This window comes from Paraburkholderia sp. BR10936, from assembly GCF_040965735.1.
GTDB classification, from domain to species: Bacteria; Pseudomonadota; Gammaproteobacteria; order Burkholderiales; family Burkholderiaceae; genus Paraburkholderia; species Paraburkholderia nodosa_A.
Genome location: NZ_JBFRCM010000003.1, coordinates 435,688 through 454,620, shown reverse-complemented (window position 1 = coordinate 454,620; position 18,933 = coordinate 435,688). Strand labels below are relative to the sequence as shown.

The following is an 18,933-nucleotide window of genomic DNA, read 5'->3' as shown; positions in this document are numbered from 1 at the left end:
GTTGCGCTACCCCCTGTTGTCGCCGCCCGACATACGCCATCCGGCAAGGTGAAGATTACGCGCGCGCGATTTTTCGGCTTTGTAAGATGGCCCGGCAAGACCCGGTATCACCTGCATGACACCCGGCCACATGCGGCAAGGCCGCGCCGGCTCGCTCATCAGCAAATCCTTAAAACGCAAAATCGAAGCAACCTCGACGGAGAAATCGTATGAAGAAGCTGATGTTGATGTTGACTGCCTTCGGCGTCGCGGCGCTTGCGCAGCCGTCGTTCGCCCAGCCGGCCGCGCCGGAGCAGGCGAGCCCGGCGACGTCGTATTCGGCGCCCACCGAAAAGCACGTGAAGAAGCCGAAGAAAAAGAAAATGATGAAGTCGGAGGCTTCTGCTGCCGAACCGGCGGCCGCCAGCCAGTAAGGTGAGCCGAAGGTGAACATAAGCAAAGAGCCCGCGAGATTGCGGGCTCTTTGCTTTTGGAACGTTGAATTGGGCGGGTCAATCAGGCGCAATGGCGCGCTCGCCCCCAGTCATGTCACGCAAGGACGTCAAGCACGGACCTCAAATGCCCCACAAAACGTCGTTGTCTTCCTTCTTCGCGGCGCGCAGCATATCGAGGAACGGAAAGGCGCGTTGCGCGAGGCCGACCGGCAGTTCGTGATGCACGTGGTCATCCTCGCCTTCGTGAAAGTGGCCTTCCTGCTCGTGGCGCTCTTTCTTGTCAGTGGCGATGGCTGCTTCGAGCTTGGTGATGGCGGTATCGAGTTCGTCGTGGGTGATCACGCCGCGCGGGCCGAGCCGCTTGCCGATGATGCCGAGAAGGTACTGTGCGAGGTTCTCCAGCATCGTGACGTCGGGCGCCGCGTGACATTTAAAAGTAACCAGCATGTCTGTTCCCTTTATGATTTTTTGGATCTGCGCGTGACGTTCCGGCCTGCGAAGCCAGACGGGCCAAGGCGACCCATGTCGCGCTACCTCATTTCACATATTAGCACCTGCTAAAATCCGTCAGGACGGAATTACCCGCAGGGCGCGGCGCCCGGACGTTCTGGCGTCAGGTACGCCGCCACGCCGCCTGCCGCAACGAGGCCCGCCGCGCATTGGCGCATGGCAATCGGGCCACCGCGAGGCTGGCGCGCCCTCACCCGTATCAGGCGGTCAGCGCCGGAAAGCCAGAGGCCATGCATGCCCCTGGACGCCCCGGCCCCGCATCCCATTACCCGCACAGGACTTGCAACCAGCATGCTGCCCGCACAGAAACACACCCTGGAGACCCTGCTCGCGCAAGCCGTAGCCCAGGTGGCGAAGGCCACCGAAGGCGCGAGCGAAGGCGCATTCGTCGTGCCCGTGATCACGCTCGAGCGTCCCAAGGTCGCCGCCCACGGCGACGTCGCCTGCAACGTCGCGATGCAGCTCGCCAAGCCCATGCGCGCGAATCCGCGCCAGCTCGCCCAGCAGATTGTCGACGCCGTGCTCGCCCAGCCCGAGGCCGCCGGCCTCGTCGAGGCGGCCGAAGTGGCCGGCCCCGGCTTCATCAACCTGCGTCTCACCGCCAACGCGAAGCGCGCCGTGATCGGCGCCGTGTTCGAGCAGGGCGAGGCATTCGGCCGCTCGCAGCGCGAAGCCGGCAAACGCGTACTCGTCGAGTTCGTTTCCGCCAACCCCACGGGCCCGCTGCACGTGGGCCACGGCCGCCAGGCCGCGCTCGGCGACGCCATCTCGAACGTGCTCGCCTCGCAGGGCTATGACGTGCACCGCGAGTTCTACTACAACGACGCGGGCGTGCAGATCGGCAACCTCGCCGTCTCCACCCAGGCGCGCGCGCGCGGCTTCAAGCCCGGCGACGCAGAATGGCCCGAGGCGGCCTACAACGGCGAATACATCGCCGACATCGCGCGCGACTACCTCGCGGGCGAAACGGTCGCGGCCAAGGACGGCGAGCCCGTCACGGGCGAGAAGGACCCGGAGAACCTCGAAGCGATCCGCCGCTTTGCCGTCGCCTATCTGCGCCACGAGCAGGATCTCGACCTGCAGGCGTTCGGCGTGAAGTTCGACCGCTACTACCTCGAGTCGTCGCTGTACACGGAAGGCCGCGTCGAGAAGACCGTCGAGGCGCTGGTCGCTTCGGGCCAGACCTACGAGCAGGAAGGCGCGCTGTGGCTCAAGACCACCGACTACGGCGACGACAAGGACCGCGTGATGCGCAAGTCCGACGGCACCTACACCTACTTCCTGCCCGATGTGGCCTACCACGTCACCAAGTGGGAGCGCGGCTTCACGAAGGTCATCAACATCCAGGGCTCCGATCACCACGGCACCATCGCGCGCGTGCGCGCGGGACTGCAGGCGCTCGGCATCGGCATTCCGAAGGGCTATCCCGACTACGTGCTGCACAAGATGGTCACGGTGATGCGCGACGGCCAGGAGGTGAAGATCTCCAAGCGCGCGGGCAGCTACGTGACGGTGCGCGACCTGATCGAATGGTCGGGCGGCGCGAACCCGGGCAGCGAAGTCTCGCCCGACCTGCTCGACGAGGCGACCATCCGCCGCGGCCGCGACGCCGTGCGCTTTTTCCTCATCTCGCGCAAGGCCGACACCGAATTCGTGTTCGACATCGACCTCGCGCTGAAGGAAAACGACGAAAACCCGGTGTACTACGTGCAGTACGCGCATGCGCGCATCTCGTCGATTCTCGGCGACTGGCAGGGCAAGTTCGGCGGCGATCCGGCCGCGCTGCCCAAGGTCGATCTCGCGCCGCTTGCCAGCGAGCGCGCGCTCGCGCTCATCGCGAAACTCGGCGAATTCCCCGACATGCTCACGCATGCCGCCAGCGAACTCGCGCCGCACGCGGTGGCGTTCTACCTGCGCGAACTCGCCGCTGAGTTTCACTCGTTCTACAATGCCGAACGCGTTCTCGTCGATGACGCCGCCGAACGCGACGCCCGCGTCGCCCTGCTCGCGGCCACGCGCCGGGTGCTCGCGAACGGCCTGGCCGTGATCGGCGTGTCCGCGCCGGAGCGCATGTAACGAGACGCGCGAGACCCGCGCGCAGCAGCTTGTTTGGGGCCGCCGCCTCGCGCGGACGGCCATTCCAGGATTCTCTTGTTTGCAGGTGATTCAGACGATGGCAAAACCGCGCCGCACTACAAAACAGCAGTCGAAGCAGTCCGGGGGAACCTTTCTCGGCATCGTGCTGGGCCTGATCGTCGGCCTTGCGATCGCGGTGGTGGTGGCGCTCTACATCACGCGCGCGCCCACGCCGTTCGTCTCGAAGGTCGCGCCGCCGGCCGCTTCCGACGTCGGCCAGAACAACGAGCAGGTCGACCCGAACCGCGCGCTGCAGGGCAAGTCGCCGGGCCAGCCGGTGCCGCAGGCCGCGCAAAGCACGCCGCCCAACACGGCGCCGGGGCAGACCACGAACCAGTCGCAGTCCTCGGGCATGCTCGAAGAGCCGCAGATCGTGGAAGTGCCGCCCTCGGGTTCGAACAGCAACGCCGCCAATAACAACGGCGTGGCCGTCGCGCCGCAACCGTCGACGGGTGAAAACGTCACGAGCGGCACGGCGATCGCGAAGAAGCCGCAGTCGGCCAGCAACTCGACGAGCAACCCGGCGCAGATCCTCGCGAACAACCCGCCGCAGAAGCCCGCCAACGCGGTGCCCACGCCCCCGGGCGCCAAGCCCGGCAGCGCCGCGCCCGCACCGGGCGACGCCAACACCGGCTACTTCCTGCAGGTGGGCGCGTACAAGACGTCGGGCGACGCCGAGCAGCAGCGTGCGCGCCTCGCGTTCCAGGGGTTCGAGTCGAAGGTCACGCAGCGCGACGCCGGCGGTGTGACGTACTATCGCGTGCGCATCGGTCCGTTCACGAAGTTCGACGACATGAACTCGACGCGTCAGCGCCTGTCCGACGCCGGTATCGATACGGCCGTCATCCGCTTCACGAAGCAGTAATCGCCGTCCGCGCCGCGCACCGCGCGCCCGCCCACCGAAGCCGCAGCCATTCAGCGGCATTCGCGTGAGGCCCGGCCACGGTGCGCGGCGCGAAGTCCGTCAACAAGCAACACCCGCGCAGCACCCGCATGCGTCTGGTTCGCGCCAACGGCGTCCTGCGGCAGACAACCGGCCGCCGCCGGTCCAAGAACAGTGGATTCCTACGCCATGAAACGACTTCTCGGTACGCTTTTTCTCTCGCTTTCGCTGATCGCCGGCGTGGCCCACGCCTCGGCCGCGGCACCCGTGGCCGGCAAGGACTACACGGTCCTGAAGGCACCCCAGGCGCTCGACGTGCCCGCGGGCAAGATCGAAGTGATCGAGTTCTTCTGGTACGGCTGCCCGCACTGCAACGCGTTCGACCCGTATCTCGAAGCGTGGATCAAGAAGCAGGGCCCGGACGTCGTGTTCAAGCGCGTGCCGGTGGCATTCCGTGACGACTTCATCCCGCACTCGAAGATGTACTACGCGCTCGACGCGCTCGGTCTCGCCCAGAAGCTCACGCCGGTCGTGTTCCACGAAATCCACGTGAACAAGAACTACCTGCTCACGCCGGAAGAGCAGGCGAAGTTCCTCGCGACGCAAGGCGTGGATGCGAAGAAGTACATGGAAGCGTACAACTCGTTCTCGACGCAGAGCGCGCTGCAGCGCGACAAGGCCCTGCTCGACGCCTACAAGATCGACGGCGTGCCGACCATCGCCATCCAGGGCAAATACGAAACCGGCCCGGCCATGGTCCAGGGTCCGGAAGACAAGGCGCTGCCGGGCACGGCCCAGGTGATGGACTTCATCATCTCGCAGATCCGCGCGAAGAAGATGTGAGGTTAGCGCCATGCAAGACGCGCCACTGAAGGTCTTCATCACCGGCGCGTCGAGCGGCATTGGCGCCGCGCTCGCCGCCGTGTACGCGCGGCAGGGCGCCGTCCTCGGGCTCGTCGCGCGCCGCGGCGAGGCCCTTGCCGGCTTCCGGCAGTCCCACCCCGATCACCCCATCTCCATCTATCCCGCCGACGTGCGCGACGCCGATGCGCTCGCTGCCGCCGCGCGCGACTTCATCGCCCAGCACGGCATGCCCGACATCGTGATCGCCAATGCGGGCGTGAGCCGCGGCGTGCTGACGGGCGAAGGCGATCTCGCCACGTTCCGCGACGTGATGGACACCAACTACTTCGGCATGGTCGCCACCTTCGAGCCGTTCGCGTCGGCCATGGCGAAGGCAAGACGCGGCACGCTCGTGGGCATCGCGAGCGTGGCCGGCGTGCGCGGGCTGCCGGGCTCGGGCGCCTACAGCGCCTCGAAGGCCGCGGCGCTCGCCTATCTCGAAGCGCTGCGCGTGGAAATGCGTCCGTTCGGCGTGCCCGTCGTCACCATCGCGCCCGGCTACATCCGCACGCCGATGACGGCGAAGAACCCCTACCGCATGCCCTTCCTGATGGACGCGGACCAGTTCGCCGCGAAGGCCGCGCAAGCGATCGCGCGCGGCACGTCGTTCGCGGTGTTCCCCTGGCCGATGCGCGTGGCCGCCACGCTGCTGCGCGCGCTGCCCCGCTGGGTCTACGACCGCGTGTTCGAAAAGGCGCCGCGCAAGCCGCGCGCGGCGAGCCACTAAGCCGCTTCGACTTGCCGCACGGCGCCTCCATGCCATATGGGTATGTGGATTAAATTGTTGTCTCGGCAATTTCCCTTCGATAAGCTTGGCTCGTCCGGGCGCCCTTCCGAGCCTTCTCGCCTCTCCTGAATCGAACAAAACGGGGCGCCGCCCGCCACCGAAGAACCACGGAGATCCCATGCGCTTCACCTCGCCCTCCGCGCGCACGCTTGCGCCTGCTCTCGTGCTCGCGACCGCGCTTGGCGCCGCGTTCGCGGCCACGCCCGCGCTCGCCAAACCGCTGACGGTCTGCACCGAGTCGAGCCCCGACGGCTTCGACGTCGTGCAGTTCAACTCGCTCGTCACGACCAACGCGTCCGCCGACGTCATCTTCAATTCGCTCGTGGCCTATGACGAAGCGCAGAAGAAGGTCGTGCCCGCACTCGCGGACAAGTGGGAAGTGAGCGCCGACGGCCTGACCTACACGTTCCATCTGCGGCCCGACGTGGCGTTCCAGACGACCGAGTGGTTCAAGCCCACGCGTACGCTCGACGCCGACGACGTGCTCTTCACGTTCGACCGCATGCTCGACGCCAACAACCCGTGGCACAAGGTGGCCGGCGCGAGCGGCTTCCCGCACGCGCAGTCGATGGGCCTCGTGAAGCTCGTGAAGGCGGTCACGAAGGTCGACGCGAACACGGTCAAGTTCGAGCTCAACGAGCCGAATGCAACGTTCCTCTCGATCCTCACGATGGGCTTCGCGTCGATCTATTCCGCCGAGTACGCCGACCAGTTGCTCAAGGTCGGCAAGCAGGTCGACCTCAACGCGAAGCCGGTGGGCACGGGCCCGTTCGTGCTCAAGAGCTACACGAAGGACGCGGTGATCCGCTACGACGTGAACCCGACCTACTGGGGGCCGAAACCGAAGGTGGACCGCCTGATCTACGCGATCACGCCCGACGCCGCCGTGCGCGCGCAGAAGGTGAAGGCCGGCGAATGCCAGATCGCGCTCTCGCCCAAGCCCCAGGACGTGGCCGCGGCGAAGGACGACAAGTCGCTCAAGGTGGTGGAGACGCCAGCGTTCATGACGGCGTTCGTCGCGCTCAACACGCAGAAGAAGCCGCTCGACAACCAGAAGGTGCGCCAGGCGCTGAACATGGCGTTCGACCGCACGACGTACCTGAAGGCGATTTTCGACAACACCGCCACGCCCGCGACCAACCCCTGGCCGCCCATCACCTGGGGCTACGACCGGTCGATCCAGCCGTATCCGTATGACCCGGCGAAGGCGAAGCAGCTGCTCGCCGACGCGGGCTTCCCCAACGGCTTCGCGACGACGATCTGGGTGCGTCCGAACGGCAGCGTGCTGAACCCGAACCCGCGCGCGGGCGCGGAGCTGTTGCAGGCCGACTTCGCGAAGATCGGCGTGAAGGCCGAGATCAAGGTGATCGAGTGGGGCGAGCTGATCAAGCAGGCGAAGCAAGGCCAGCACGACACGCTCTTCATGGGCTGGGCCGGCGACAACGGCGACCCCGACAACTATCTCTCGCCGCTCTTTAGCTGCAATGCGGTGCAGTCGGGCATCAACTTCGCGCGCTTTTGCGATCCGCAGCTCGACAAGCTGATCGCCGAAGGCAAGGCCACCGCCGACCAGGCCAAGCGCGTGAAGCTGTATGAAGCCGCCCAGCAGATCATCCGCGACCAGGCGCTGTGGATTCCGCTTGGCTACCCGACCGCCTCCGCCATCACGCGCACGAACGTGAGCGGCTATCAGGTGAGCCCGTTCGGACGCCAGAACTTCGCGAGCGTCGCGGTGCAGTGACGGCTCTCGCCGCGCCGGGCGTTCGCGCCCGGCGCGCCATTACAGAGCTGCCCTGACGATCACGAATTGAAACACGCCCGCTTGCGCCAGACATGCGGGAAGCGCGCCACAGGCGGGCGAGCGCCCTTTCCTCCCATTACCGCCGGTAAGATTCGCGCGCAGTTTGTTGCAGTTTGGTAACTCAAGCCGGCGAGCGCCCGGCTACATTGAAGCCATCGAATCTTCAACCGAAGGGGCTCAAAATGAAAACCAAACTCTTTGCCGCGCTGGGTGCTGGAGCGCTCGTCCTGGCCGCCTCGCAAACCGCCATGGCCGGTGTGATGGTCGGCCTGAACGTCGGCGTGCCCGCACCGGTTTATGTTGCACCCGCACCGGTGTATGTCGCGCCGCAGCCCGTTTATGTCGCGCCGCGTCCCGTCTACGTCGCGCCGCCCGTGCGCGTGGCCTACGCGCCGGCTGTCGTGATCGGCTGGCACGGCGACCGCTACTGGGACGGCCGCCGCTGGTACGGCCGCAACGAATGGCATGGCCGTCGCGGCTGGTACTAAAGCCGCAGCCCGAAATGCAAAGCGCCTCGCAAACTGCGAGGCGCTTTTGTTTTACGCACTATCGTTGCGTGACGCCCCGATCACTTACGGTCCGCGACGATCTGATCGAACGTGCCGCCATCGGCGAAATGCGTCGCCTGCGCGTTTTGCCAGCTGCCGAACACCTGCTCGACCGTGAAGGTCTTGATCGGCTTGAACTCGCTTGCGTGCTTCGCGAGCACTGCGGCATCGCGCGGACGCAGATGATGCTGCGCGATGATCTCCTGCGCGGCGGGCGAATACAGATAGTCGAGATACGCCTGTGCGCTCTTGCGCGTGCCGCGCTTGTCCACCACCTTGTCGACGATCGTCACCGGCGGCTCCGCCAGCAGACTCACCGAGGGATAGACCGCTTCGAAGTCTTTCGCACCCACACCCGTATCGATGAGCGCCACTTCGTTTTCAAAGGTCACGAGCACGTCGCCGATGCCGCGCTGCGTGAAGGTCGTCGTCGCGCCCCGGCCGCCCGCGTCCAGCACCGGCACGTTCTTCAGCAGTGCGCGCTCGAAGTCGAGCGCCTGGGCGTCGCTCGCGCCCTGCTGCTTGCGATAGCCCCATGCGGCCAGATACGCGTAGCGTCCATTGCCTGAAGTCTTCGGATTGGCGATCACGACCTGCACGCCGGGTTTGGCGAGATCGTCCCAGTCCTTGATGTGCTTGGGGTTGCCCTTGCGCACGAGGAACACCATCGTCGTCGTATAGGGCGCGCTCGCGTCGGGCAAGCGCGTGCGCCAGTTGGCGGGCACGAGATGCCCCTGCTGCGCGAGCAGGTCGATGTCGTTGGGCTGGTTCATCGTCACGACGTCGGCTTGCAGGCCTTGCAGCACCGAGAGCGCCTGCGCGCTCGACGCGCCGTGCGACTGCTTGATCGACAGGGTCTCGCCGGTCTTCTTCTGATAGTCGGCGATGAAGCTCGCGTTGATGTCCTTGTACAGTTCGCGCGTCACGTCGTACGAGACGTTCAGCAGCGACGTTTCGGCATGAGCAGCCGCTGCACTCAATGCGATGATGCCCGCGCCGAGCCAGCGCGCCGTGCGTCCCAAACCTGCCATGGTGATCCCCGTCTGTCGTTGAAAGGCGTTTCGGCCTGCCTGCATGATTTTCGTAAGCAGGCCGAACGCCCGATTCTAGCGAGCCGGGGCGCACGGCTTATACCAATGCGAGCTTTGCTTTGCGGCTTTCGTGCTAAGCCATGATGTGCGCGCCGCCGTCGATATACACGGTGTTGCCGCTCATGCGCCGGGCGTAGCGCGTGGCGAGATATGCGGTGGCGTAACCCACGTCCATGATGTCGACGAGTTCGCCGAGCGGCGCGCGCTCCACGGCCTCGGCGAGCATGCGGTCGAAGTCGGGCAGCCCCGAGGCTGCGCGCGTCTTGAGCGGCCCGGGCGAGATTGCGTGCACGCGGATGCCGATCGGCCCGAGTTCGTACGCGAGATAACGGCACGACGCTTCGAGCGCCGCCTTCACCGGGCCCATCAGGTTGTAGCTGGGCACGACGCGGTTCGCGCCGTCGTAGCTCATCGCGAACAGCGTGCCGCCGTGCGGCATCAGCGGCACGGCGCGCTTCGCCATGCGGATGAACGAGTGGCACGACACGTCCATCGCATACGCGAAACCCTTCGCCGACGAATCGAGCAGGCCGCCTTGCAGATCCTCTTTCGGCGCATAGGCGATGGAGTGCAGCACGATGTCGAGCGATCCCCACGTTTCGCGCACGGCGTCGAACACGGCGTCGAGCTGGCCGTCTTCCTCGACGTTCAATGGCAGCAGCAATTGCGCGCCCAGTTCGTTGGCGAGCGGTTCGACGTAGGGCTTGGCCTTGTCGTTGAGATAGGTGACGGCGAGTTGCGCACCGAGATCGGCGAACGCGCGGGCGCAGCCGTAAGCGATCGAATCGGCGTTCGCCACGCCGGTGACGAGCGCGCGCATGCCGGCAAGCGGCCGTTCGGATGGATTATGCATGGCTGACCTCGCAGTGGAAGACGGCCGGTGATGGCCGCGGATGCAGTTGCCGACCTGGCTGCCGGTGTGTCGAGCTCAAAACGACGCGCCGCATCGGTGGGGATGCGGCGCGTGCAGGGTGAAACGAGAACGGGCTTCGTTACTCGCCTGCGTTGCGCGTCGCGCGGCGGCGCGTGGCCGTCGTGCCCGCTGCCCGCGTGGCGGTGGGCGTCGATGCCGCGCGCGAGCGGCGCGCCGCCGTCTTGGCGGCAGCCGGCGCCTTCTTCGCTTCGGCCGGTTCCGCGGCCTTTACCTTCACGCCGGCGCGCGCCGCACGCATGGGTTTCGTGGGCGCGGCGTGTTCGCCCGCCAGAGCGGCCTTCGCGCGGGAGGACTTTGCGGAAGCTGTCGGGGCTTCAGTTGCAGGCTCAGGTCCCTCAGCCTGCGCGGCGGAGGACGCCTGGACACCCTGTTCGGCGCCGCCGTCACCAGCCGTGCCGCCGCCTGGGCCCGAAACACCGCCGCCCTCCGACGACGACCCGCCGCCATCGAGCGGCGGCAGTCCCGTCTTCTCGCTGCCCGGCTCGACGCCCAGCGCGCGCTGCACGTGGCGATAGCGCTCGCGCCGCTCGCCTTCGAGCGGCCCGGATACGGTCGCGATGCGGTACACGGCTGCGAGCAGCGCGCGGCGCGTCTTCATGTCGGGCACGATCTCGGGCAAGGCGTCGATTGCGGCCTGCGGATCGAGCTGCACGATCGCGCCCTGGCGGCGCGCCGATTCCTTCAGCTCGGCGATGCTCGGCTGGCGATCGCCGAGATACTCCCGCGCGAGTTCGCGCATGCGCTGGAACGGCCGGTACTGCACGGCATGCATTTCATCGACGATATACGCGGCGATGCGCATGAACGCGTCGACGAGGGAGCCCTTCGCGAGATGCGCGCGCGCCGCACGCAGGCGGTACTGCGCAAGCTCCTTGCGCAGCGCCATGAGCGGCGGCGCGATGGGCTCGAGCGGCTGGTTGGGCGCTACGCCCACACAGGCCTGCACCCACGGCGCGGTGTACACGTTGTAGAACGTGCTCTCGACCCAGGTGTCGCGCGCGTCGCGATACGCATCGAGGGTTGCCTCGATGGTCGCCGACGCCTGCCTTTCGAGCAGCGTGAACGGATTGTCGGGCGCGGCCGGTTTGCGATGCGCGCGCACCGCTTCCGCCATGGCGGGCAGCACGCCCAACGTAGGATTCGCGTCGCTCAGCACGCTGCGCTCCACGCGCGACGGATGCGACTCGCGCAGCGCATGCGCGCTGAACGCGTTGCTCGACGCACGCACGAACGGCGAGACGAACAGGTCATACAGGCGCTGGTTGTTTTCCGCGAGACGGCGCACCACCTCGAAGGGCTGTTCGTCGTCGCGGCCGTCGTCGAGCGCGAGAATATCTTCGATCGTGCGCAGCTCGAAGCGGATCTCGTAGCGCCCTTCGAGCGCTTCGAGGCGCCCGGCTTCCGGCGTCGAGTCGGTGATCTTCGCTTCGTAGAGGCCCGGCGGCAGCACGTCGATCAGATCGAGCGCCGAGAATAGTTCGGTGTGCTCCTTATTGGCCACGCTCGCCGAAACGAAGATGCCGAGGTGCCCCACCTTGTCGTGCAGGCAGTACACGATCACCTGCTCGTTGGCGACGATCTCGTCGACGCTCGCGTAGAGATCGGGAATCCAGTTGAGCGCCTGCTGCGGCGGCGTGATGTTGTCGCCCCAGGAGGCGAGCACGATGATCGGCGTGCGGATGTTGCGCAGGTCCACCGGCGAGCGAGCGTTCTTCGCGAACACTTCATTGCGCGTGAGGTGGTTGCCCACGAAGAGGTTCTGCACGATCCAGTCGATCTCGGCGCGGTTCAGCTGGAAATGGCCGCCCCACCAGCGCTCGAATTCGAGGAAGCGCTCGCGCTCGGAATCGACCTTCGAATAGAGGTTGTAGAGCTTGCCCCAGTACGTGTTGGCCGGATTGAGGTACTCGAAGTTCTGCACGAGATACGCGCCGTCGAAGCGGCCGTCGCCCAGGTCCGCCGCGAGCGAGGACATCCACGAGCCGCCCAGCATGCCGCCCGAATAGCGCATGGGGTTCTTGCCGCGCACGCCGGCCCAGTAGGACAGCGGCGAGCCCGCGAGCATGAGCGGGCCGACCAGTGCGGGCGCGGAGGCCGCGAGCAGCGCCGCGGCCCAGCCGCCCTGGCAGTTGCCGATGATGAACGGCAGGCCGTCCGCGTCGGGATGCAGCTCGCGCACACGTTGAATGAAAACGGCTTCGGCCTGCGCGACCGACTGGATCGTCTGCGTTTCGCAGGGCAGCGGGAAGAACGTCACGAAATAGCACGGGTGGCCCTTGCGCAACGCGATGCCGACTTCGCTGTCCATCTTGAAGCCGGCAATGCCGGGGCCGTGGCCCGCACGCGGGTCGATCACGACGAAGGGGCGCATGCGCGGATCGGTCGGCACGCCCTCTTCGGGCTTGATGCGCAGCAGCGCGTAATTGCACGGATCGTCGAGTTCGCGGCCATCGACGATCACTTCATAGTCGAACGCGAGTACCGGCGGCATGCCCGCCTGCTCGTGCACATAAGTCTGGTTGCCGCGCTCGCGCAGCACGTCGAGGAACAGCACGCTGCGCTGCCAGGCGTCGTAGACGTAGTCATAGAGCGGCTGCGCAACCGTGGGTGCGGATTGCGCCGTTTCGATTGCCCGGTTCACGGCCGAGGACATGGCCGAAGCCGCTTCGGTCAGCGGCGTCTGGGGCGATGACTCCTCGTCGGATGCGCCCGCGAGGGGCCAGAAAGGCGCGAAGGGCCAGAAAGACGTGCCCGATGCGAGCGTGGGCAGAAACGAAAACGGCGACGAAACGAGCGGCGAGGAGGCGGGAACTGCCACGAGACGAATCTCCTTTAAGGGAGCGCCGGCTCGCCTCGCGGCAAGCAAGCGCCAGGCCGACGCGGGCCGTGGACGCGTGCCGTCACGACGAACGACGCGCGAGGCCTGGCCGCTGCCCCTGTTCTGCCGCCCTCGGAGCGGCGGCATTGCGGGCAACGGGGCCGGCAAAAGGTATTCGCGGCCGCGTGCGCGTTTCGTACGCCACGCGACCGCGACGTGAAAAGAGCCAGATCATGTTGCACTGCGGCATCTAAAAACTTAGGCGGCGGCCCTGTGAAAGTCAAGGTTCGCGGCGGGCTCTAGTGCCTCTTCCATGATCGCAACGCCTTGTGAACGAAGCATGACAGGCGCGACTGCCGGACCTCGCCGCGACGCGTCACGATGCCGCGCCGGCCCGGCGTGCATCCAGCCGACCGCCTCGTTCGCGCTGGTCTACACTGTTACGGCTTTGCGCGCCGCAGCATGGTCCAGATGCACATCCTGGAGGAGACCGTCATGACTTCATCGCCTGACAAGTATTCGGTTCTGCTCGCCCGTTGTGGCGGCCTTGCGCCCGTGCCCACCGCCGTGGCGCACCCGTGCGACGTGTCCTCGCTCACCGGGGCACTCGACGCCGCGAACCTCGGCTTGATCGTGCCGATTCTGGTCGGCCCCGAAGCGAAGATCCGCGCGGTGGCCGAGGAAGCCGACCTGCGCCTCGACGGCATCACCATCATCGACGCGCCGCACAGCCACGCCGCCGCCGAATTCGCCGTGCGCGCCGTGCGAGAGGGCCAGGCCGAACTGCTCATGAAGGGCAGCCTGCACAGCGACGAGCTGCTCCACGAAGTCGCGCTCGGCGCCAATGGCCTGCGCACCGAGCGACGCCTCTCGCACGTGTTCGCGATGGACGTGCCCTCGTACCACAAGCCGCTTTTCATCACCGATGCGGCCGTCAACATCTTCCCCAAGCTCGCCGACAAGGCCGACATCGTGCGCAACGCGATCGACCTCGTGCAGTCGCTGGGCGTGGGCACGCCGAAGGTCGCCATCCTCGGCGCCGTGGAAACGGTGTCCGAAAAGATGCCCTCCACCATCGACGCCGCCGCCCTGTGCAAGATGGCCGACCGCGGCCAGATCACGGGGGGCCTGCTCGACGGCCCGCTCGCCTTCGACAACGCGATCAGCGCCGAAGCCGCGCGCATCAAAGGCATTACGTCGCCCGTTGCAGGCGACCCCGACATCCTGCTCGTGCCCGACCTCGAAGCGGGCAACATGCTCGCCAAACAGCTCACCTTCCTCGCCGGCGCGGAAGCAGCCGGCATCGTCCTCGGCGCGCGCGTGCCGATCATCCTCACGAGCCGCGCCGACAGCGTGCGCTCGCGCATCGGCAGTTGCGCGATCGCCGTCCTGCTTGCGCACGCGCGACGTGCGCGCAAAGCAACGGAGATCCTGTGAGCAGCGTCCAAGCCCAGCCGGCCGTGGAAGGCCATGTCGTGCTCGTCGTGAATGCGGGGTCGTCGAGCATCAAGTGTTCGGTGTTTCGCGTGATCGAAGACGACCACGTGGAAGGCGGTGCGCGCGCGCTGCATGGCGCGGGCGGGCAGATCGAGGGCATCGGCGTCGCGCCGCGCGTGGTCGCGCATATGGCCGACGGGCGCCTGATCGTCGACGAGAAGTTTCCGGTTGCCCAGGTCGCCGATCACGACGCCGCGTTTCGCCTCCTGCGCCTCGTGCTCGCCGTGGGGCTGCGCGACACGCCGCCCGCCGCGATCGGCCACCGCGTGGTGCACGGCGGCGCGCGCTACGCCGACGCCGTGCTCATCGACGACGAAGTGATCCAGGAGCTCGACGCGCTCACCCCGCTTGCGCCGCTGCATCAGCCGCACAATCTCGCCGCGATTCGTGCGGTGCGTCAGGCCACGCCGGAGCTGCCGCAGGTGGCGTGCTTCGACACCGCGTTCCATGCGGGCAACGACATCATGGCGCAGCTCTTCGCGCTGCCGTACAGCTACTACGGCGAGGGCGTGCGGCGCTACGGCTTTCACGGCCTCTCGTACGAATACATTGCCAGGCACCTCCATCAGGTCGCGCCCGACATTGCGCGCGGGCGCGTCGTCGTCGCGCACCTGGGCAACGGCGCGAGCCTGTGCGCGATGAAGGACGGCAAGAGCATCGAGACCACCATGGGCCTCACCGCGCTCGACGGCCTGCCCATGGGCACGCGCTGCGGCGCGCTCGACGCAGGCGCCGTGCTCTGGATGATGGCGAAGGGTATGGACTACCACGCCATCGAGAAGGTCCTGTATCAGGAGTCGGGCCTGAAGGGCCTGTCGGGCCTGAGCAGCGACATGCGCGAGTTGCTCGCGAGCGGCAGCGACCGGGCGAGGCTCGCGATCGACTTCTATACGTATCGCATCGCGCAGGACGTCGGCAAGCTCGCCGTGGTGCTGGGCGGGCTCGACGCGCTCGTGTTCACGGCGGGCATCGGCGAGCATGCCGCGCCCATTCGCGCGCAGGTGTGCGAGCGGCTCGCGCCGGTGTTCGGCACCGTGCTCGACGCGCAAGTCAACGAGGTGGGCAGCAGCAACGGCAACGAGCGCGTGAGCACGCGCGAAAGCCGCGTTCCCGTTTTCGCGATCCGCACCGACGAAGAAGGGATGATCGCGCTCCATACGGCGCGGCTGTTGCGGGCGGCGCTCAGGCACTGAGCGGGCACGGCGCCGCGGTTCGCTACGCCTGACTTCAGGCGTACGCCGGACCGCCCCGGTCGAATGCCGCGTCGCGCAAGCGCCCCGGCGCCGCGCCGTGAACGAGCGTATCGACGAAATACTTCGCGCGCGGCCACGGCCCAAAGCCTGCCGCCGTGTTGATGTGACCCGCATCGCCGAGATTCACGAACGTGCTGCCCAGTTGCTGCGCGAGCGCGCGGGCGCCTTCGAGCGGCATCCACGGATCGGTTTCGCTGCCGATGAGGATGGACGGCACGGGAAGCTGCCGCGCCTCGAACACGCCGGCAAAGCGGAACTTCTCGGGACTCGCGGGCGCGACGAACAGCACACCGGCAATGTCGGCGCCGCTTTCCCCCAGCATGCCCGTGTGCAGCGCATGCGCCGCCACGAGGCAGCCGAAGCTGTGCGCGGCCAGCAGGAACGGCCCGCGCTCGCCCGCCAGCCGCCGCGCGAGCCCCGCGCCCCACGCCGCCAGATCGGGCGCGTCCCAGTCGTCCTGTTCCGCGCGCAGCGAGCGCGCGAACTGGCGTTCGAGCCAGCTCTGCCAGTGAGCGCCGTCGCTGCCGTGCAGACCCGGCACGGTGACGAGGCGGGGCGGCCAACGCATTTGCGCGCACGAAAGCATGATTATTTCCTCGCTGGAACACGGCGTGAATCGATTGTGGCCTGCGAGCCGCGCACCCCGAACCAATTTTTTTTGCTTAGCTTTTCGGCGCGCCCGGCCGGGTCCTGCCCGAGACAGGCCGCGGGCTGGCGCGCCGCGATTTGCGCGGCGGGCGCGGGCCTGAAAAAGTAGAATGGTGCCGGTGCACGCGGCTCTCGCGGCCCTCGCGGGCTGCACGCAACGCAACAGCGCGCGTAGGCTCGAGCCGCACAGCCGTTACCAGGGACAGGTTCACCCATCATGAAGATCATTTTCTGGTTCCCGCAGACCGACGCCTCCACGTGGCTCCACGGCCTCGCGCGCGCGCTGCCCGATGCCGAGTTGCGAGAGTGGCAGCCCGGCGACACCGATCCCGCCGACTATGCTGTCGTCTGGCACCCGCCGCGCGAACTCTTCGGCGTGCCGGGGCTTCGCGCCATCTTCAATCTAGGCGCGGGCGTCGACGCGATCCTCGCCCACGAACGCGAGCGACCGGGCACGCTGCCCGGCACCGCCATGCTCGTGCGGCTCGAAGACTCGGGCATGGGCCGGCAAATGAGCGAGTACGTGCAGCATGCTGTACTGCGCTACCTGCGCCGTTTCGACGAATACGCGCTCGCGCAGGCGCGCCGCGAATGGCACGTGCTCGCGCCGCATCCGCACGAGACCTTCACGGTGGGCGTGCTCGGCCTCGGCGTACTGGGCGCGCAGGTCGCGCACGCGGTCGCCTCGCTCGGCGTGCCGGTGCGCGGTTTTTCGCGCGGCATGAAGACGATAGAAGGCATCGAAACGTATTCGGGCGAGTTGCACGGCGAGCAGTTCGACGCCTTCCTCGACGGCGTCAAACTGCTCGTGAACCTGCTGCCCGCCACGCCCGACACCGAAAGCGTGCTCAACGCGCGCACCTTCGGCAAGCTCTCGCGCGGCGCGTATGTCGTGAACGTGGCGCGCGGCACGCATCTGAACGAACAGGATCTGCTCGACGCACTCGCCAACGGCACGCTTGCGGCGGCGACGCTCGACGTGTTCCGCGAAGAGCCGCTGCCGCCCGATCATCTCTTCTGGCGCGAGCCGCGCATCACGATCACGCCGCACAGTTCGGCGCTCACATTACGCGACGAAGCGATCTCGCAGGTCGCCGACAAGATCGGCGCGCTGGCTCGCGGCGAGACCGTGAGCGGCGTGGTGCATGTCGGGCGCGGTTACTGAACATCGCGGCGGCACATCGCGAAGCCTTTTCAAAAAATTGTTGGAGACACGGCAATGGCACTACCCACCGCAGTCAAGATCGTCGAAGTCGGCCCGCGCGACGGCCTGCAGAACGAGAAGGAATTCGTTCCCACCGCAACCAAGATCGAACTGATCAACCGGCTCTCGGCCGCGGGCTTTCCGAACATCGAGGCCGCCTCGTTCGTCTCGCCCAAATGGGTGCCGCAGATGGCCGATGGCGCCGAAGTCATGGCCGGCATCGAGCGGCGCAGCGGCGCGATCTACTCGGTCCTCACGCCGAATCTGCGCGGCTTCGAAGGCGCGCTCGCCGCGCGCGCGGACGAGATCGTGATCTTCGGCGCGGCGAGCGAAGCGTTCTCGCAGAAGAACATCAACTGCTCGATCGCGGAAAGCATCGAGCGCTTCGCACCGGTGGCGCAAGCCGCGAAGGAGCGCGGCGTGCGCATTCGCGGCAGCGTGTCGTGCGCGCTCGGCTGCCCGTATCAGGGCGAAGTGCCGGTCGCTTCGGTCGTCGATGTCGTGGAGCGCTTCGCCGCGCTCGGCTGCGACGAGATCGACATTGCCGACACCATTGGCGTGGGTACGGCGAAGCGCGTGCACGAAGTGTTCGAGGCGGTGACGAAGGTGTTCCCGCGCGAGCGCCTGTCGGGCCACTTCCACGACACCTACGGCCAGGCGCTCGCCAACATCTATGCGGCGCTCGAAGAAGGCATCGCCATTTTCCACGCCTCGGTGGCGGGCCTGGGCGGCTGTCCGTATGCGAAGGGCGCCACGGGCAACGTCGCGACCGAAGACGTGCTGTACCTCATGAACGGCCTGGGCATTCATACCGGCATCGATCTGAACCAGGTCGTCGCGGCGGGCGACTTCATTTCGACCGCCATCGGCCGGGCGAACGTCTCGCGCGCGGGTAAGGCCCTGCTCGCGAAGGCCCGCAGCGAAGCCGCATGCTCGTGACACGCGACCCATCGAATCGCAGTACGAAGGAAATCAATCTATGACGGAAACCCTCGATAACCTCGACGCCCTGCCCGAGTCCGCGCGCCGTGTCGCCCTGATGCTGCGCGAGCGCGGCCACGCCAGACCCGTCGTGATGCTGCCCGAGACCGGCAAGACTTCCGCCGAAGCCGCCGCGGGTCTGGGCTGCGAAGTCGCGCAGATCGCCAAGTCGATCCTGTTCCGCCGCCGTGAAGACGACGCGCCCGTGCTCGTGATCGCGAGCGGCGCAAACCGCGTGGACGAAAAGAAAGTGGCCGCGCACGTGGGCGAGATCGGCCGCGCCGACGCGAAGTTCGTGCGCGAGAAGACCGGTTACGCCATTGGCGGCGTGTGCCCGATCGGCCACGCCACGACGCCCGTCACGCTGATCGACGCCGATCTGTTCGAGCTCGAAAGCCTCTGGGCCGCTGCCGGCCATCCGCATGCGGTGTTCAACCTCTCGCCACAGGAACTCGAAGCGCTGACCGGCGCGCCCGTGGTGGACGTCGCGCTGCGCGACGCGTGA

17 protein-coding genes are annotated in these 18,933 nt (G+C 67.1%); 12 read left to right on the top strand and 5 right to left on the bottom strand.

Features of this window, described 5'->3' with window-relative positions; translation table 11 throughout:
* The first annotated feature begins 209 nt into the window (after positions 1-209).
* A complete protein-coding gene (locus AB4Y36_RS08595; RefSeq protein ID WP_069265125.1) occupies positions 210-413 on the top strand; it encodes an acid-shock protein in 204 nt (67 codons plus the stop codon).
* A gap of 141 nt (positions 414-554) precedes the next feature.
* Here AB4Y36_RS08595 and AB4Y36_RS08590 read toward each other — a convergent pair whose 3' ends face one another.
* On the bottom strand, positions 555-881 hold the full coding sequence (locus tag AB4Y36_RS08590) for a DUF1840 domain-containing protein (protein ID WP_069265127.1): 327 nt from the start codon (positions 879-881) through the stop codon (positions 555-557).
* Positions 882-1,235: 354 nt separating this feature from the next.
* Between AB4Y36_RS08590 and argS the strand changes: the two genes are divergently transcribed.
* From argS to AB4Y36_RS08560, 6 genes are all read left to right on the top strand, one after another.
* Positions 1,236-3,020, top strand: a complete 1,785-nt coding sequence (argS, locus tag AB4Y36_RS08585; RefSeq protein WP_069265129.1) for an arginine--tRNA ligase — start codon at positions 1,236-1,238, stop codon at positions 3,018-3,020.
* Positions 3,021-3,099: 79 nt separating this feature from the next.
* Positions 3,100-3,945 (top strand): SPOR domain-containing protein, encoded by an 846-nt coding sequence (locus AB4Y36_RS08580; RefSeq protein WP_342949569.1) that lies wholly within the window; start codon positions 3,100-3,102, stop codon positions 3,943-3,945.
* A 207-nt stretch (positions 3,946-4,152) separates the two neighbouring features.
* A complete protein-coding gene (locus AB4Y36_RS08575; RefSeq protein WP_069265132.1) occupies positions 4,153-4,806 on the top strand; it encodes a thiol:disulfide interchange protein DsbA/DsbL in 654 nt (217 codons plus the stop codon).
* A 10-nt stretch (positions 4,807-4,816) separates the two neighbouring features.
* Positions 4,817-5,593 carry an SDR family oxidoreductase gene (locus tag AB4Y36_RS08570; protein WP_342949571.1) on the top strand — a complete coding sequence of 259 codons (777 nt, stop codon included), beginning with the start codon at positions 4,817-4,819 and terminating at the stop codon, positions 5,591-5,593.
* 178 nt (positions 5,594-5,771) lie between these two features.
* Positions 5,772-7,394 (top strand): ABC transporter substrate-binding protein, encoded by a 1,623-nt coding sequence (locus AB4Y36_RS08565; protein ID WP_368682744.1) that lies wholly within the window; start codon positions 5,772-5,774, stop codon positions 7,392-7,394.
* Positions 7,395-7,636: 242 nt separating this feature from the next.
* Complete coding sequence (locus AB4Y36_RS08560) at positions 7,637-7,942, top strand: hypothetical protein (protein ID WP_368682743.1); 306 nt, start codon at positions 7,637-7,639, stop codon at positions 7,940-7,942.
* An 80-nt stretch (positions 7,943-8,022) separates the two neighbouring features.
* Here AB4Y36_RS08560 and AB4Y36_RS08555 read toward each other — a convergent pair whose 3' ends face one another.
* The 3 genes from AB4Y36_RS08555 to AB4Y36_RS08545 all read right to left on the bottom strand — a co-directional run bounded on the left by AB4Y36_RS08555 (position 8,023) and on the right by AB4Y36_RS08545 (position 12,845).
* Positions 8,023-9,033, bottom strand: a complete 1,011-nt coding sequence (locus AB4Y36_RS08555) for a sulfate ABC transporter substrate-binding protein (protein ID WP_069265142.1) — start codon at positions 9,031-9,033, stop codon at positions 8,023-8,025.
* A gap of 133 nt (positions 9,034-9,166) precedes the next feature.
* Positions 9,167-9,946 carry an enoyl-ACP reductase FabI gene (gene fabI / locus AB4Y36_RS08550; protein ID WP_368682742.1) on the bottom strand — a complete coding sequence of 260 codons (780 nt, stop codon included), beginning with the start codon at positions 9,944-9,946 and terminating at the stop codon, positions 9,167-9,169.
* A 139-nt stretch (positions 9,947-10,085) separates the two neighbouring features.
* A complete protein-coding gene (locus AB4Y36_RS08545; protein WP_368682741.1) occupies positions 10,086-12,845 on the bottom strand; it encodes a DUF3141 domain-containing protein in 2,760 nt (919 codons plus the stop codon).
* A gap of 495 nt (positions 12,846-13,340) precedes the next feature.
* Between AB4Y36_RS08545 and AB4Y36_RS08540 the strand changes: the two genes are divergently transcribed.
* Together AB4Y36_RS08540 and AB4Y36_RS08535 are read left to right on the top strand one after the other, a co-directional pair.
* Positions 13,341-14,282, top strand: coding sequence for a bifunctional enoyl-CoA hydratase/phosphate acetyltransferase (locus AB4Y36_RS08540; RefSeq protein ID WP_069265246.1), 942 nt, complete (start codon positions 13,341-13,343; stop codon positions 14,280-14,282).
* Positions 14,279-15,535, top strand: coding sequence for an acetate/propionate family kinase (locus AB4Y36_RS08535; RefSeq protein ID WP_368682740.1), 1,257 nt, complete (start codon positions 14,279-14,281; stop codon positions 15,533-15,535). Before AB4Y36_RS08540 ends, AB4Y36_RS08535 begins: the two co-directional genes overlap by 4 nt.
* A gap of 34 nt (positions 15,536-15,569) precedes the next feature.
* Here the strand turns inward: AB4Y36_RS08535 and AB4Y36_RS08530 are convergent, their stop codons facing one another.
* The gene (locus AB4Y36_RS08530; protein ID WP_368682739.1) at positions 15,570-16,181 is read right to left on the bottom strand and encodes an RBBP9/YdeN family alpha/beta hydrolase; all 612 of its coding nucleotides are present in this window, start codon (positions 16,179-16,181) and stop codon (positions 15,570-15,572) included.
* A gap of 279 nt (positions 16,182-16,460) precedes the next feature.
* Between AB4Y36_RS08530 and AB4Y36_RS08525 the strand changes: the two genes are divergently transcribed.
* From AB4Y36_RS08525 to AB4Y36_RS08515, 3 genes are read left to right on the top strand one after another with little or no spacing between them, the layout of a single operon-like run.
* Complete coding sequence (locus tag AB4Y36_RS08525) at positions 16,461-17,408, top strand: glyoxylate/hydroxypyruvate reductase A (RefSeq protein WP_342949577.1); 948 nt, start codon at positions 16,461-16,463, stop codon at positions 17,406-17,408.
* A 54-nt stretch (positions 17,409-17,462) separates the two neighbouring features.
* A complete protein-coding gene (locus AB4Y36_RS08520; RefSeq protein WP_069265147.1) occupies positions 17,463-18,386 on the top strand; it encodes a hydroxymethylglutaryl-CoA lyase in 924 nt (307 codons plus the stop codon).
* Positions 18,387-18,426: 40 nt separating this feature from the next.
* The gene (locus AB4Y36_RS08515) at positions 18,427-18,933 is read left to right on the top strand and encodes a YbaK/EbsC family protein (RefSeq protein WP_368606338.1); all 507 of its coding nucleotides are present in this window, start codon (positions 18,427-18,429) and stop codon (positions 18,931-18,933) included.

Bases quoted from the DNA above. Each gene is read 5' to 3' on its own strand.
- AB4Y36_RS08555 (WP_069265142.1), bottom strand. From the start codon at position 9,033: ATGGCAGGTTTGGGACGCACGGCGCGCTGGCTCGGCGCGGGCATCATC.
- AB4Y36_RS08595 (WP_069265125.1), top strand. From the start codon at position 210: ATGAAGAAGCTGATGTTGATGTTGACTGCCTTCGGCGTCGCGGCGCTT.
- AB4Y36_RS08525 (WP_342949577.1), top strand. From the start codon at position 16,461: ATGAAGATCATTTTCTGGTTCCCGCAGACCGACGCCTCCACGTGGCTC.
- AB4Y36_RS08560 (WP_368682743.1), top strand. From the start codon at position 7,637: ATGAAAACCAAACTCTTTGCCGCGCTGGGTGCTGGAGCGCTCGTCCTG.
- AB4Y36_RS08570 (WP_342949571.1), top strand. From the start codon at position 4,817: ATGCAAGACGCGCCACTGAAGGTCTTCATCACCGGCGCGTCGAGCGGC.
- AB4Y36_RS08590 (WP_069265127.1), bottom strand. From the start codon at position 881: ATGCTGGTTACTTTTAAATGTCACGCGGCGCCCGACGTCACGATGCTG.
- AB4Y36_RS08515 (WP_368606338.1), top strand. From the start codon at position 18,427: ATGACGGAAACCCTCGATAACCTCGACGCCCTGCCCGAGTCCGCGCGC.
- AB4Y36_RS08565 (WP_368682744.1), top strand. From the start codon at position 5,772: ATGCGCTTCACCTCGCCCTCCGCGCGCACGCTTGCGCCTGCTCTCGTG.
- AB4Y36_RS08575 (WP_069265132.1), top strand. From the start codon at position 4,153: ATGAAACGACTTCTCGGTACGCTTTTTCTCTCGCTTTCGCTGATCGCC.
- fabI (WP_368682742.1), bottom strand. From the start codon at position 9,946: ATGCATAATCCATCCGAACGGCCGCTTGCCGGCATGCGCGCGCTCGTC.
- AB4Y36_RS08520 (WP_069265147.1), top strand. From the start codon at position 17,463: ATGGCACTACCCACCGCAGTCAAGATCGTCGAAGTCGGCCCGCGCGAC.
- AB4Y36_RS08530 (WP_368682739.1), bottom strand. From the start codon at position 16,181: ATGCTTTCGTGCGCGCAAATGCGTTGGCCGCCCCGCCTCGTCACCGTG.
- AB4Y36_RS08540 (WP_069265246.1), top strand. From the start codon at position 13,341: ATGACTTCATCGCCTGACAAGTATTCGGTTCTGCTCGCCCGTTGTGGC.
- argS (WP_069265129.1), top strand. From the start codon at position 1,236: ATGCTGCCCGCACAGAAACACACCCTGGAGACCCTGCTCGCGCAAGCC.